This window comes from Chryseomicrobium palamuruense (genome assembly GCF_042649045.1).
Taxonomy (GTDB): Bacteria; Bacillota; Bacilli; order Bacillales_A; family Planococcaceae; genus Chryseomicrobium; species Chryseomicrobium palamuruense.
This window is the reverse complement of sequence record NZ_JBHSEF010000026.1, coordinates 76,218-90,413: the sequence shown is the minus strand read 5'-3', so window position 1 is coordinate 90,413 and position 14,196 is coordinate 76,218. Positions and strand designations below refer to the sequence as shown.

Here is a 14,196-nt window from a genome sequence, read left to right as displayed (position 1 = left end):
AGAGAAACTTAGAAATTTTCCATTGCTTGCTCAGTCATACGGTCTGAAATCTTTGGCGGTTTGACATGAAGTGTTCCTTCAATCACAGATTGACCCTCTTCATTTTTTGCATGAACTCTAATAATAGCTACATTGGTTTCGATATCTAATGATTCCACTTCAAAGAGGAAATCGAGTGTCGCATAGTGATAAGCTGCATTCGGATATTTTATATGCTGTTGAATCACATGTGAACCTGGACCTGGTAAGTACTTTGAAACCGCAGATGTTACGATTCCTGTTAACATGATGGATGGCACGATTGGTTTTTCATAGTTCGTATTCATCGCGTAATCATGTTGAATATAGAGCGGATTGGCATCATTGGTAAGTCCTAAATAAAGCAATAAATCTTTGTCTTCGATTTTCTCAGTAATAACAAGCTTTTCACCCACGGACATGTCTTCAATTTTACGTCCCAATTTGCGTTTTTTTCCGAGAAACATTCAGAGTCCTCCTCATCCAAGCACTTACCCTCAGTTTATCAAACATCGTCACAACTCCGCCACTTAATTTTCACAAATGCATTTAGGATGCGTCATTTCAATTACTACAGATGTAACTTCAAATTAGATAAGATGCATTACTACCTGAGGAAGTCGGAAAAGAAGAAAGTGGCCCAAAACCGAAGACTTCCAGAGGATCAGCGTGCCGCTAAGTCCCACTGTTGAACTGAGACTTTGGAAAAGCTTCATGGTTGTAAGAAAACCAGCCTCCGAAGAGACTGGTTAGAGTGAATTACATGTTTTTGATTAGTTCATCAGCGAACTCAGAACATTTTACTTCTGTTGCGCCGTCCATTAAACGGGCGAAGTCATAAGTTACAACTTTAGAAGAAATTGTTTTCTCCATAGAGTCCATGATTAGTTTCGCTGCTTCCGTCCAACCAAGATGCTCAAGCATCAATACTCCTGAAAGAATAACTGAAGATGGGTTTACTTTATCAAGACCCGCGTATTTTGGAGCTGTACCATGAGTTGCTTCGAAGATCGCGTGACCTGTCACGTAGTTGATGTTTGCGCCTGGTGCGATACCGATACCACCAACTTGAGCAGCAAGTGCATCCGAAATGTAATCACCGTTCAAGTTCATTGTAGCTACTACATCGAACTCTTTAGGACGCGTCAAGATTTGTTGCAAGAAGATATCGGCAATTGAATCTTTTACTAAGATTTTGCCAGATGCAAGTGCATCATTTTGTGCTTTGTCAGCAGCTTCTGTACCTTGCTCTTCTTTAATCTTATCGTATTGATTCCAAGTGAATACTTTGTCACCGAATTCTTGTTCAGCTACTTCGTAACCCCAGTTTTTGAAAGCTCCCTCAGTGAACTTCATGATGTTCCCTTTGTGAACTAGTGTTAATGATTGACGGCCTTCTTTGATGACATACTCAAGAGAAGCACGGACTAAACGCTTTGTTCCTTCTTCAGAAACTGGTTTAATACCGATACCAGATGTTTCAGGGAAACGAATGTTTTTAACGCCCATCTCACCTTGTAAGAAGTCGATTAATTTCTTCACTTCGTCAGAACCTTTAGCATACTCGATTCCAGCATAGATATCTTCTGTGTTTTCACGGAAGATGACCATGTCTGTATCTTCTGGACGACGAACTGGCGAAGGAACACCGTCGAAGTAGCGTACTGGGCGTACACATGCATATAGATCTAATTCTTGACGAAGAGCTACGTTTAGAGAACGAATTCCTCCCCCAATTGGTGTTGTAAGAGGACCTTTAATTGCAAGAAGGTACTTATCGATTGTGTCCAAAGTTTCCTGTGGTAACCACTCACCCGTTTGGTTGAATGCCTTTTCTCCAGCTAAAACTTCTTTCCACTGAATCTTTTTCTCACCGCCAAATGCTTTTTCTACAGAAGCATCTAAGACGCGAACAGCTGCAGCCCAAATATCTGGACCCGTTCCGTCACCTTCGATGAAAGGAATAATTGGCTCGTTAGGTACATTTAGTACGCCATTTTCTACAGTAATTTTACCGTTTGTCATTGTCATGTCTCCTCCTATAAATCATACGTAAAGGGCTAGTCGCATAACATGCGGTAGCCCCACTCTCTTTAGTTCGTACTAATTAACGTTCGTTAATTGGTACATAAGTCTGCATGCCAGGTCCTGTATACTCAGCACGTGGACGAATCAGACGGTTATCTGCATATTGTTCCAAGATGTGAGCTGTCCATCCAGATACACGAGAAACTGCGAAAATTGGTGTGAACAAATCATGGTCAATATTCAGTGAGTGGTAAACAGAAGCTGAGTAGAAATCCACATTTGGTGGAAGATTTTTTTGACCTGTTACCAACTCATCAATTTTAACAGACATCTCATACCATTTCGACTCTCCACGAAGTGTTGTCAATTTCTGTGACATTTCACGTAAGTGTTTAGCACGAGGGTCGCCTTTGCGATATACGCGGTGACCAAAGCCCATGATTTTTTCTTTGTTATCTAGTTTTGTTTGAATGTATGACTCTACATTTTCCACAGATCCGATTTCCGATAACATCTTCATTACTTGCTCGTTCGCTCCGCCGTGAAGTGGTCCTTTTAACGCACCGAGAGCTGCGACAACACCTGAATACATGTCAGATAATGTAGCCACACAAACACGTGCAGTAAACGTAGAAGCATTTAATTCATGATCGGCGTGTAATACTAGTGCTTTATCAAATGCTTCCACTTCGATAGCTTCTGGTTCTTTACCAGATAACATGTATAAGAAGTTAGCTGCATACGTTAAGTCGTGACGTGGTTGTACAGGCTCTTCCCCTTTACGTACACGTGCAAAAGCTGTTACAAGCGTAGGTAACTTCGCTTGTAGTTTGATTGCTTTCAAGTAGTTTGCTTCATCTGACATATCTTCAGCTGCTTCGTCGAACAAACCTAACATCGATACGGCTGTACGGAGTGCGGTCATAGGATGAACTGACTTAATATCATAGGTTTTGAAATGAGCAAGCACTTCATCTGGAACTGCCATATGCTCAGCAAGTTGTTGCTTTAACTGATCCAATTCGTCTTGTTTAGGAAGACGCTGATGCCATAAAAGGTAGACAACCTCTTCAAAACTCGCATTGTTTGCTAAATCGTCAATATCATAGCCTACATACGTTAGCGTATCATCGATAATCGAACTGATCGCTGATTGTGTAGCTACAACACCTTCAAGTCCACGTGTGGATGTCATGTGTGTCTCTCTCCTTTAAATCGAGTATGTACCTTATAAACCTTACCTCTCGTATTATAGCTAATTATGGCGGGTTTGTGAATGAAAACGCTTGAATTTATAAATAAATAACAATTGCGCAACACTTTATTTCCTAATTTTTTGAAAAGATTGGATGAAATTGATGAATGTTCGGTCACAATCCGTTTATATAAAATGGAGCCTTCTTTTACTGATTAGTACCATTGCTGTTTACTGGTTGACGCCCATTTATTTAGGTGTGTTTTTTGCATTTACTCTGACACCAATCATGCAGCAAAGACAACATCAACGGTTTCCTAAGATGGGTTTATTGCTCTACGGGATTGGAATCGGTACGGTCGTTGCACTAGTAACATTGCTCTTGTATCAATCTGCCGAAAAATTCCTTCCTAAAGTTCATGTCTTTATAGACTACTTACTAAATCATGCTACGTTCTTTTTCTCATCTTCGTCGCTACAAATGATGGCTGAAGAAATGGTTACCATGGAAACGATTTTGGCATCCTTCACGCACTCGTCATCGATTCTTATGGATTTTTTGTTGTTTCTCTTAATTTTCTTTAGCGCTAGCTTTCAATTTTATCGACAACCTGATTGGTATCTGACTCTTGTTCCGTTCGAGAAAAGATATCGATATAAACAAACCATTCAACGAGTTCAGTCAATGAGTGCTTTGTTTTTTCGAAATGAGCTCATCTTATTTGCCTTCACATGGTCTGCAACAGCGCTATTTGCTTGGTTACTTCATATTCCCCAACCTTTTTTTATTGGATTTCTTGTCGCTTTAGCAGACTTGATACCGTTTATTGGGATCAGCTTGTTTTACATCCCCTTTTCTCTCTATGGGTATTTGACTGACCAATGGATGATTGCGACCATAACACTCATCATGTTTGTTTTTGTCGTAATTTCACGTCAATTATTGGAACCGTTGTTGTGGAAACAATCGATACGAATTCCAACCTTCCTTCTGCTTATTAGTCTGACGAGCCTTGTTGTTATTTTAGGGGTCAAAGGCTTATTATTACTCCCTTTGCTATTTATAGCCTTAAGTGAACTGAACATAAAAAACGCCTGACTCCAAATCAGAATCAGGCGATGTGTTAACGAACAATAATAATATTCCCTTTTCGTATCTTTTTCTGAATAAAGCGGTTGATGAAAGGCCGATACAATTTTCGCGTCGGTGCAAAAAGTAGAGACAGTCCGAATAAATCTGTGAAAAAGCCAGGGAGAATGACCAAAATAGCACCAATTCCGAGAAGTACCCCATCCACGACCGTATTGGCAGGATGCTCTCCTCGTTCCATTTGTCTTGGTAATTCTTTAAAAGCTTGAATTCCTACAGTTTTCACGACATACAAACCCACAATTCCCGAAAGAAAAATTAGACCGATTGTCCAAAAGACGCCAATCGCTTTTCCGATTGTTACGAACAGAATCATCTCAATAATCGGTAAAAAGATAGCTGCTGCAATCAAATATTTCAAGACGTCACGTCCTTAAATAATATGTGCCTGACCATGATAAATTGCACCAGACTCTGCATCAATTGTAATTTCTTGATCCGACTCTATCAAGTTTGTCGCATTGTCGACACCTACAATTACAGGTTTACCGAGGGTTAACCCCACAACTGCAGCATGGCTAGTGAGTCCACCTTCTTCCGCAATCAGACCTGCACAACGTTCAATAGCAGGCACCATCTCTTTATCTGTCCCGACAGTGACCAGAATTTTGTTTTCCGCTCTCGCAGCATCTACCGTTTCACCAGGCTTGATGACATATGCATTCCCTATTGCTGTTGACTTACCAATTCCTTGTCCACGTGCGACCATATCTCCAATGATATGCACTTTCATCAGATTCGTCGATCCAGCTTTACCTACTGGAACACCTGCAGTGATGATCACAACATCTCCATGTGAGACATATCCATGGTCGATGCTATCTTCTATCGAAGTTTCTAGAATTTCATCCGTTGTAGATACTCTTTCTCCAATAATTGGATAGACGCCCCATACTAGTGAAAGCTTACGAGCAGGTCGCTCGCTTGATGTTACACCAATAATCGGCACACCTGGTCGGAATTTAGAAATGATACGAGCTGTATGACCACTTTCTGTAGGTGCAATAACTGCTTTTATATTAAGGTTAAGAGATGTATGAGCTACCGCTTGGCCAATCGCGTCCGTCATATTCACGTCGCGTTTTTTACTCAATTTCCCAACAATCGAACGATAATCTACTGCTTTTTCAGTTCGAAGTGCAATCTTATCCATTGTCTCCACAGATTCCACTGGATACATACCAGCTGCAGTTTCTCCTGATAACATGATGGCATCTGTACCATCTAAAATTGCGTTTGCCACGTCTGAAGCTTCTGCACGTGTTGGTCGTGGATTGCGCTGCATCGAATCGAGCATTTGAGTAGCAGTGATTACAGGCTTCCCTAAATCATTACATTTTTCAATCAATGTTTTTTGAACAAGTGGTACTTCTTCTGCAGGAATTTCAACACCAAGATCTCCACGAGCAACCATTAAGCCATCAGAGACCTCCAAGATTTTATCGATATTATCGACACCTTCTTGGTTTTCAATTTTTGGAACGATTTGAATATGTGCGCCACCATTTTGCTCAAGTAATTCGCGAATTTCGAGTACATCTGTGTCGCGACGTACGAAGGAAGCCGCAATGAAATCGACATCTTGTTCAATTCCAAATAAGATATCCTGGGCATCTTTCTCAGTAATACCAGGTAGTTGCACAGATACACCCGGAACATTGACACCTTTGTTGTTTTTCAATGTTCCCGCATTAATAACACGTGTATGGATTTTTCCAGCTTCTGCATCAATTGATTCTACTTCTAATTCGATTAACCCATCGTCGAGTAAGATGACCGAACCTTCTGCTACATCTTCAATCAATTTTTCATACGTAATCGAAAATACTTCTGCATTTCCTAACACTTCACTTGTTGAAATCGCGATTCGTTGACCTGTCGACAATTCAATCGCATCGTTTTCCATTTTATGAGTGCGGATTTCAGGACCTTTTGTATCCAGCAAGATTCCGACAATTTTATTTAAACGTTTGGCTACATTGCGGATTCGGGTGATTCGTGCTCCGTGCTCCTCGTGACTTCCGTGTGAGAAGTTTAGACGAGCGACATTCATCCCTGCCAAGATTAACTTCTCTAACATTTCCTCTGATTCACTTGCTGGTCCAATCGTACATACAATCTTTGTTTTACGCATTCTAGTTTCTCCTCACTTAGATAGATAATTCTTTAGACAGTTGATACATCGATAGATCGAATACATGACTTCCTTCGAAAGCTTCCTGCATATCGTAATCGACAACTTCATTTCTTCGGAGACCGATGGCCCGTCCGCCTTTATTTTGAAGTAAAACTTCTACGGCTTTCGCGCCGAACAAGGACGCCATTACGCGATCTCGTCCAGAAGGTGTTCCACCACGTTGAATGTGACCAAGTACCGATACACGTGTATCGATGTCCGTATAGTCTTTTAGTTTCTCAGCAAATTCTGTTCCGCTCATGACACCTTCTGCCACAATAATGATACTATGTTTTTTACCCCGCTCCGAACCACTATTCAGTCGTTTCACAATAGACTCCATGGATTCATCGACTTCCGGAATTAAAATGGTTTCTGCTCCGCCAGCAAGTCCTGCCCAGACGGCTATATCTCCTGCATCGCGTCCCATGACCTCGATAATAAACGTCCGTTCATGTGACGTTGCGGTATCACGAATTTTATCGATGGCTTCCACTACCGTATTGAGTGCTGTATCAAACCCTAGTGTATAGTCTGTTCCAGGGATGTCATTATCAATGGTTCCAGGTACACCTACACAAGGAATTCCCTGTTTCGTTAAAATCATCGATCCGCGGTACGATCCGTCCCCACCAATGACGACCAGCCCATCGATTTCATGTTTTTTTAATTGCTCGAGTGCTTTTTTCTGTCCTTCTTCAGTTTGAAATTCTGGGCAACGAGCGGAATACAGCTTCGTACCACCACGTTGAATGATATCTCCTACAAAACCGAGTGTCATCGGTTCCATTTTTCCTTCAATAAGCCCTTGGTATCCATTATAAATACCCACGACTTCGAGGCCTTCATAAATTCCTTTACGAACTACTGCTCGAATGGCCGGGTTCATGCCAGGAGCGTCGCCGCCACTTGTTAGTACTGCAATTCTTTTCACAGGAAGTCCTCCTCCAGAATGCTTATCTCTATTTAGCTTATCACTTAGGTTGTCAGATGTCTAAAGGGCAAAGCCATGAAAACGCTTTAATTCGAATTTTTTTTAAAGAGGTCGAAAAAACCTTTCTCCTCGAAAGAAAAAAGGTCAATGAATGAATTTATTTAGGAAGAGAAGGCACCTATTTTAGCAAATTTTTCATAGCGCTGCGAAACAAGCTCCTCCTGCGTTAGATTGGCAAGTTCTTTAAACGACGCAACAATCGTCTCTTTTATAAATTCTGCTTGTTGTTTTTTGTCTAAGTGGGCGCCTCCTTCAGCTTCTGGGATAATGGCGTCAATGATGCCCATCTGCTGCAAATCTGGAGCCGTAATTTTCATGGATTCCGCTGCTTTTCGAGCCATGGTCGCATCCTTCCATAGAATGGACGCTGCTCCTTCCGGTGAGATGACAGAATACGTGCTGTTCTCAAGCATATGGACGTGATTTCCTACACCAAGGGCAAGTGCCCCTCCACTTCCACCTTCCCCTATGATAATACTTACCACTGGGACTTTGAGGTCGGCCATTTCAATCAGATTCCGTGCGATTGCTTCACTCTGACCACGTTCTTCAGCTGCTTTTCCAGGGTACGCTCCCTTTGTGTCAATGAGACAAATTATCGGTCGACCAAACTGTTCGGCTTGTTTCATTAATCGAAGAGCTTTTCTATACCCTTCAGGGTGCGGCATTCCAAAGTTGCGACGTACATTCTCTTTCGTGTCACGACCGCGTTGATGTCCGATAATCGTAACCGGATTGCCTTCTATACGCCCGATGCCTCCAACAATCGCTGCATCATCTCCATAGGTTCGGTCCCCGTGAAGCTCAATAAAGTCCGTCACAATGGCATCTATATAATCGTATGTCGTTGGGCGGGCCGAATGACGGGCAATTTGGACACGATCCCACGGCTGTAAATTGGAGTAGATTTCTTTCCGCAGCTGCTCTAAGCGTTCTTCTAATGTCGTGATCTCATCTGTCAAATCGACATCTGCTTGCTTCGTATATGTTTTTAGTTCTTCAATTTTATCGTGTAACTTAATTATCGGTTCTTCAAACGGTAATGGTTTTACCACTGCACTTCCTCCTTACTGTGAAGACGAACTAAATTGCTGAGCGTATGCTTCATTTGGTGACGGTGAACCACCGCATCTAGTTGACCTTTTTCAAGTAAAAACTCGGCTGTTTGAAAATCTTCCGGGAGTTTTTCGCGAACGGTTTGTTCGATTACGCGGCGACCGGCAAAGCCAATCAGCGCTTTAGGTTCAGCTAAGTTAATATCCCCTAGTGAAGCAAAGCTTGCCGATACACCACCCGTAGTCGGATGGGTCATGACGGAAATAAACAAAAGTCCTGCACGTCGATGGGCATTTAGCGCCACACTGGTTTTTGCCATTTGCATAAGAGATAACACACCTTCTTGCATTCGTGCACCACCACTTGCTGTGAAAATAATAATAGGCAATTGATGCTTTGTCGCGTATTCAATCGCACGAGTAATTTTTTCTCCAACCACAGACCCCATTGACCCCATGCGGAATGTTGAATCCATGATGGCAACAACTACTTTCGATTCTTCTAAAACACCTTCCCCTGTCCATACAGCTTCGTTTAATCCCGTCTTTTTCTGGTCGGAAAGAATCTTCTCCGTGTATCCTGGAAACTCTAAAGGATTTGTTGTCTGTAAGTCATTATCAAAAGAAGTCTGCCCCTCGACTTTTAGAAGTGTAGCGACACGCTGCTTGGCATTCAATGGATAGTGGTGGTCACAATTTGGGCAAACCCACAAGTTAGCTTCAATATCTTTGGTAAATAAATTTTTCTTACATGAAGGACACTTGGTCATAATCCCTTCTGGAACGTCGTTTTTATGTTCTTTTTTTGGAATCGTTGCGTATTTCACTTTGTTTTTTGCAAATAGCTCACGGATCATTTTACGTTCTCCCCTTTATGTACTCGAACCACGCATCATAGTGTGCATAGGCTTGATCACGGTTCTTCTTTTCAAGGGCATCTAATAACTGATGCCAAAGTGTCATTTCATCAGGCGTCATATCTTTTTGATAAGGTTTGCCACTGTACTCTGTCAATAATAGCCAAATTTTAAAAGATAATCGATTACCAGAAGCAATTACGATTTCTTTGATGAGCCAGTCCCTCTTGATCGTTTCTAACTCATCTAATGCATTTTTCCATGTGCGGAACAAATTCGAGTTTCGCTGCATCACATCCGCCATGGCCTGTTTCTCTATAGTTATTCTAGTAGCTGTTACATCTTCGCTCGACTTCGTGTCTTGTAAGATGAATGCTGCTAACACTTCTACTAACTGATGTTTACGATAGTCCGCTAAAAAAGTTCCTTCTCCACGGCGTGTTTCAATCAATCCAAGTAGTTCTAAACTGCGTAATGCTTCACGGATGGTTGATCTACCGACGTCTAACTGTTCGGCTAAAACGCGTTCAGATGGTAACTTACCACCAATAGGAATACGTTCCTCTTCGATGAGAGACCGTAATTGTTGAACGATTTCAATAAATAATTTTGGTGAGGAGGTTGTCATTCAAACACCTTTTCCCATTTATTTGAAAGTGGTCAGACCACTCACATGGATAGCATACCGCATTTTATGTAGAGAAACAACTAGAAAGACGAAAAAACTGCCAGCATTTGCTGACAGTTAGATAGGTTCCATCGATTGAACAATAAGTTGATACTGACCATTTCGTTGTTCCACTTTCCCGGTCATGTGTACGATGGTCTGTTCTTTTAAATGCAAATTGATACTCGCAAACGTTTCAGGAAAAAACGTTAGATCGATTTCTGACCGTTCATCTTCAAGTAACGCAAATGCCATGGCTTGTCCCTTTTTAGTACGGATTTTACGGATGTCTCGAATAAGACCAATGACATCGACTCGTCTGCCGACGAGGTGATCCACACGGTCCAGTGTCTCGACGGACGCGTTTACTTTATTTCTCACCAGTTCGACTGGATGTGTCGTGATATAAGTCCCCAACACTTCTTTTTCGTATTGTAATTTATAGCCGAGCGGCATGTCTGCCTGTTCCGTGTACTTTGGTTCACCAAATGAGTGCGTATCTGTACCAAACAAATCCACGTCATCAGTTGGACGAACGAGTTCAGCATGCATGATGGCAGGATCCAAACTTGCTAAGAGAACAGCACGGTCTTTGCCTAAAAAGTCGAGTGCCCCAGCCTTGATAAGAGGCTCCAAGGAGGCACGTGTAAAATGTTTAGCGGAAAGATCCGCTGCGAGCTCAAATAAACTGTTCCACGGACGTTCTTTTTGTTTACGAATGGCAAGTAGACGCTGAACGAAAGGTCTTGGGACGCCACTAATACTAGATAGACCAATACGCACCCGGTCTTGTTCGAGAGAAAATGAAGCTCGGCTTTTCCAGAGGTCAGGTGACTCGATACGAACACCCTTCCGTTTCATCTCACGGAAGACATGTGCTTGCTTATCTTTGTTTCCCGTTGTTGACGATAAATAAGCTGCATAAAAAGAAGCTGAGTAATGTGTTTTAATATACGCCATCTGATACGCAATCAAACTATAGGCTGTTGCATGACTTTTCGGAAAACCATACTCAGCAAAACGCACAATTAGATCATAAATAACTTTCGCTGTTTCTTCAGGGAATTGATTGGACCTAGCACGGTCGACAAATTGGCGGCGCTCTTTTTCAAGAATATTCCGGTCTTTTTTACTTATCGCACGGCGTAATAAATCTGCTTCCGCATACGAATAATTCCCAACACTACGGGCAATTTGCATGATTTGCTCTTGATAGACAATAATCCCATACGTTTCTTTTAAAATAGGCTCGAGTGATGGATGCGGATATTCCGTTTGCTCTCTTCCTTTTTTTCGAGCTGCAAACGTTGGAATAAATGCCATAGGACCTGGTCTGAAAAGGGCATTGACCGCGACCACTTCTCGGAACGTCTGTGGTTCCACTACTTGAAGTGCATTTCGCATGCCCGGAGATTCAAACTGAAAAATCCCTAATGTATCTCCTGAAGCGAGCGTAGCAAATGTGGCTCGATCTTCATCTGGAAGGCTTTCCAATGTAAAATTCGACTGCTCGTGTGTTCGAATCAGATATGTCATCTGATCGAGCATACTTAAATTACGCAGACCCAAGAAATCCATTTTCAAAAGTCCGGCTGTTTCCACTTCTTTCATCGTCCACTGGGTTAAAAACATCCCTTCTTGGTGTTCTTCAATCGGAACGACTTGCACAATAGGAACTGGAGAGATGACGACACCTGCGGCATGGACGGTAGTATTCCGTGGGAAGCCTTCAAGTCGTCGGGCTAAGGAATACCAAAGCTGGTTTCGTTCGTCCCGTTTGACAAAACTTTGCAGATCGCGATTCGTATTGACCACTTCGTCGAGAGTCGTTGCTTGAGACGGAATCGTTTTAGAAAGAAATGCCAACACTTCTTGTGGATATTCCATCACTCGAGCCACTTCTCGTGCGACGGCTTTCGTTGACAACGTTCCGTACGCAAGGATTTGCGCCACGTGGTGTTGGCCGTATTTTTGGCGGACATACTGAATGACTTCATCTCGGCGATAATCCGCAAAGTCTACATCAATATCCGGAAGCGAGATACGTTCGGGATTTAAAAAGCGTTCAAACAATAAACCGTACGCAAGTGGATCTACATTTGTGATACCAAGACAATAGGCAACTAGAGAGCTAGCTGAAGATCCTCGCCCAGGTCCCACTGAGATTCCTTGACTACGTGCGTAGGCAATAAAATCTTGGACAATTAAAAAGTAATCACTGAAGCCCATTTGTTGAATGATACCCAGTTCCTTTGCTAAACGCTCCTCATACGTTTGATCATAGTTTGGTACTTTCGCTTCCAGCCCACGTTGTGCTTGTTTTTCAAGGAATGTATCTGAGGATTGCCCAGGTGGGACAGAAAAACGAGGGAGCAATGGTTGTTTACTCGTCAGAGAAAATGTGGAAGAAAACTGGGCATAGAAATGTTGATGCCAGTTTCCTAATTGTGAAAAATCCCCCCACTCTTCTTTCTTTAAGAGAGGTTGTCCTTGTACTGTTTTCACGTCTTGTAACTTCTTTCCTTGTCTTAGAGCGGAAAGAACCTGATAGGCATGCTGGTCCTCTTCTGATTCCATATCTGCAGGTGCATATGGAATGATGAAAGACGCTGTCTTAGAGAGCGTCTCAATAAATTTTGCATGGATGACCGTTTCTTTTCGAACAGCAGGCACAATAGATGATGAAAACAACGTATGCACCTGTTCGTTCGTTTCTTCACTCACGACAAGAGTATGGAAAAGTCCTTCTGAGTAAGCTTGGAACCAGGAGAAGGGAACGGCTTCGACATGCTTTGTTTCAATCGCACTCGATAGCTTGAGTAAATTCTTCCACCCCACTTCGGTCTTTGCGTAACTAACGACTTCTAACCGCTCTTCCTCAAACTGAAGAAAATAGCGCAGACCCACCACAGGCTGAATACCATGAGCTATCATGGCATCATAAAAAGGGAGTACCCCATAAAGAGTTGAGTTTGTAATGGCTGCGAGTTGGACACGCTGCTCGACTAGAAAAGTACTCAAGCGATCGAGCCGTATTGTACTGCTCAGTAGATCCATGGATGTGCGTATTTGTGGATAGGTGACCGCCATGAGAAACCTCCTAAAGTTTATACATTTCTTCTAATACGTCCTGCATTTCTTCCCATTTGTAGATCGTCGCTCCGGAAGCGAGTGGATGCCCCCCACCGTTAAATTGTTTCGCAATCACATTGATAATCGGACCTTTTGAACGCAAGCGAACACGAATCGAGTCTTCATCTTCGATGAAGAACACCCAGGCACGCATCCCTTTCACGTCAGCTAAAGCACTGACAAGTAAAGAGGCTTCTGATTGATTGACCCCGTATTCTTTCAAAAGCTCTCGTGTCATTTTCACGTGACCGATTCCATTCTTCATCTTAAAATTCTCATAGACATAGCCTTTTAATTTCAGAACGTTTGGAGACACTTCGTACATGTCGTTAAATAATTTCGTCCGGTCAAAGTCAAAGCTCATCAACTCACCGGCATACGTCATTGTCGCAAGAGATGTACTACTAAACATAAAGCGCCCCGTATCTCCCACTATACCTGCATATAGAAGTCGCGCAGCTGTTGCATTCATCTGCCAACCCTCTTCTTGTTTTGCCACAAGAAACAGTTCATAAATCATTTCACTTACTGAGCTGGCATTAGTATCGACATGGATCAAATCGCCATATGGTTCTTCATTTGGATGGTGATCAATTTTAATCAAGTAATCCCCTTGTGTATACCGTTGATCGTCAATGCGTGCTGTATTGGCGGTATCTGTAACAATGATGAGTGCATCCTGAAACGCACCATCAGGTACCGGTTTGAGAGTGGCCAGATAATCGAGAGTTGCATCTGGTTTCCCTGTCACCCAAATCTCTTTTTCTGGGTAATTTTCTTGAAGCAAGTGATAAAGACCGATAGAGGAACCATAGGCGTCCGGATCCGGTCGCACGTGTCGATGAATGACTATTTTCGAGTAAGCCTTAATTTTGTCCAGGATTTGACGGTGCATTGAATTTCCCCCTATTGGATGGTTCCCAA

Annotated in this window: 12 protein-coding genes; 1 reads left to right on the top strand and 11 read right to left on the bottom strand. The window is 42.4% G+C overall.

The window, feature by feature from the left end; translation table 11 throughout:
* Positions 1 to 8: 8 nt before the first annotated feature.
* From ACFO0S_RS12805 to citZ, 3 genes are all read right to left on the bottom strand, one after another.
* Positions 9 to 485, bottom strand: coding sequence for a hotdog family protein (locus ACFO0S_RS12805; RefSeq protein ID WP_378142491.1), 477 nt, complete (start codon positions 483 to 485; stop codon positions 9 to 11).
* 292 nt (positions 486 to 777) lie between these two features.
* On the bottom strand, positions 778 to 2,043 hold the full coding sequence (gene icd / locus ACFO0S_RS12800; protein ID WP_378142490.1) for an NADP-dependent isocitrate dehydrogenase: 1,266 nt from the start codon (positions 2,041 to 2,043) through the stop codon (positions 778 to 780).
* Between the two features lie 82 nt (positions 2,044 to 2,125).
* The gene (gene citZ, locus ACFO0S_RS12795) at positions 2,126 to 3,241 is read right to left on the bottom strand and encodes a citrate synthase (protein ID WP_378142489.1); all 1,116 of its coding nucleotides are present in this window, start codon (positions 3,239 to 3,241) and stop codon (positions 2,126 to 2,128) included.
* Between the two features lie 163 nt (positions 3,242 to 3,404).
* Here citZ and ACFO0S_RS12790 point away from each other — a divergent pair, with 163 nt between their 5' ends.
* The gene (locus ACFO0S_RS12790) at positions 3,405 to 4,340 is read left to right on the top strand and encodes an AI-2E family transporter (protein ID WP_378142488.1); all 936 of its coding nucleotides are present in this window, start codon (positions 3,405 to 3,407) and stop codon (positions 4,338 to 4,340) included.
* A gap of 25 nt (positions 4,341 to 4,365) precedes the next feature.
* On the opposite strand, the gene ACFO0S_RS12785 is transcribed toward ACFO0S_RS12790, so the two are convergent.
* The 8 genes from ACFO0S_RS12785 to ACFO0S_RS12750 all read right to left on the bottom strand — a co-directional run bounded on the left by ACFO0S_RS12785 (position 4,366) and on the right by ACFO0S_RS12750 (position 14,167).
* The gene (locus ACFO0S_RS12785) at positions 4,366 to 4,752 is read right to left on the bottom strand and encodes an FxsA family protein (protein WP_378142487.1); all 387 of its coding nucleotides are present in this window, start codon (positions 4,750 to 4,752) and stop codon (positions 4,366 to 4,368) included.
* 12 nt (positions 4,753 to 4,764) lie between these two features.
* A complete protein-coding gene (gene pyk, locus ACFO0S_RS12780; RefSeq protein WP_378142486.1) occupies positions 4,765 to 6,525 on the bottom strand; it encodes a pyruvate kinase in 1,761 nt (586 codons plus the stop codon).
* Between the two features lie 16 nt (positions 6,526 to 6,541).
* Positions 6,542 to 7,501 (bottom strand): 6-phosphofructokinase, encoded by a 960-nt coding sequence (pfkA, locus tag ACFO0S_RS12775; protein ID WP_378142485.1) that lies wholly within the window; start codon positions 7,499 to 7,501, stop codon positions 6,542 to 6,544.
* Positions 7,502 to 7,662: 161 nt separating this feature from the next.
* The gene (gene accA, locus ACFO0S_RS12770; protein ID WP_378142484.1) at positions 7,663 to 8,616 is read right to left on the bottom strand and encodes an acetyl-CoA carboxylase carboxyl transferase subunit alpha; all 954 of its coding nucleotides are present in this window, start codon (positions 8,614 to 8,616) and stop codon (positions 7,663 to 7,665) included.
* Complete coding sequence (accD, locus tag ACFO0S_RS12765; RefSeq protein ID WP_378142483.1) at positions 8,610 to 9,473, bottom strand: acetyl-CoA carboxylase, carboxyltransferase subunit beta; 864 nt, start codon at positions 9,471 to 9,473, stop codon at positions 8,610 to 8,612. The genes accA and accD overlap by 7 nt, the downstream gene beginning before the upstream one ends.
* A gap of 1 nt (position 9,474) precedes the next feature.
* Entirely contained in the window at positions 9,475 to 10,101 is a 627-nt protein-coding gene (locus tag ACFO0S_RS12760; protein WP_378142482.1) for a FadR/GntR family transcriptional regulator, read from the bottom strand.
* Between the two features lie 117 nt (positions 10,102 to 10,218).
* A complete protein-coding gene (locus tag ACFO0S_RS12755; protein WP_378142481.1) occupies positions 10,219 to 13,230 on the bottom strand; it encodes a DNA polymerase III subunit alpha in 3,012 nt (1,003 codons plus the stop codon).
* Positions 13,231 to 13,240: 10 nt separating this feature from the next.
* Positions 13,241 to 14,167 carry a DHH family phosphoesterase gene (locus ACFO0S_RS12750; RefSeq protein ID WP_378142480.1) on the bottom strand — a complete coding sequence of 309 codons (927 nt, stop codon included), beginning with the start codon at positions 14,165 to 14,167 and terminating at the stop codon, positions 13,241 to 13,243.
* Positions 14,168 to 14,196 lie beyond the last annotated feature (29 nt).

Coding starts and splice junctions, on each gene's coding strand:
- ACFO0S_RS12805 (WP_378142491.1), bottom strand. CDS start 485: ATGTTTCTCGGAAAAAAACGCAAATTGGGACGTAAAATTGAAGACATG.
- icd (WP_378142490.1), bottom strand. CDS start 2,043: ATGACAAACGGTAAAATTACTGTAGAAAATGGCGTACTAAATGTACCT.
- citZ (WP_378142489.1), bottom strand. CDS start 3,241: ATGACATCCACACGTGGACTTGAAGGTGTTGTAGCTACACAATCAGCG.
- ACFO0S_RS12790 (WP_378142488.1), top strand. CDS start 3,405: ATGAATGTTCGGTCACAATCCGTTTATATAAAATGGAGCCTTCTTTTA.
- pyk (WP_378142486.1), bottom strand. CDS start 6,525: ATGCGTAAAACAAAGATTGTATGTACGATTGGACCAGCAAGTGAATCA.
- accD (WP_378142483.1), bottom strand. CDS start 9,473: ATGATCCGTGAGCTATTTGCAAAAAACAAAGTGAAATACGCAACGATT.
- ACFO0S_RS12760 (WP_378142482.1), bottom strand. CDS start 10,101: ATGACAACCTCCTCACCAAAATTATTTATTGAAATCGTTCAACAATTA.
- ACFO0S_RS12755 (WP_378142481.1), bottom strand. CDS start 13,230: ATGGCGGTCACCTATCCACAAATACGCACATCCATGGATCTACTGAGC.
- ACFO0S_RS12750 (WP_378142480.1), bottom strand. CDS start 14,167: ATGCACCGTCAAATCCTGGACAAAATTAAGGCTTACTCGAAAATAGTC.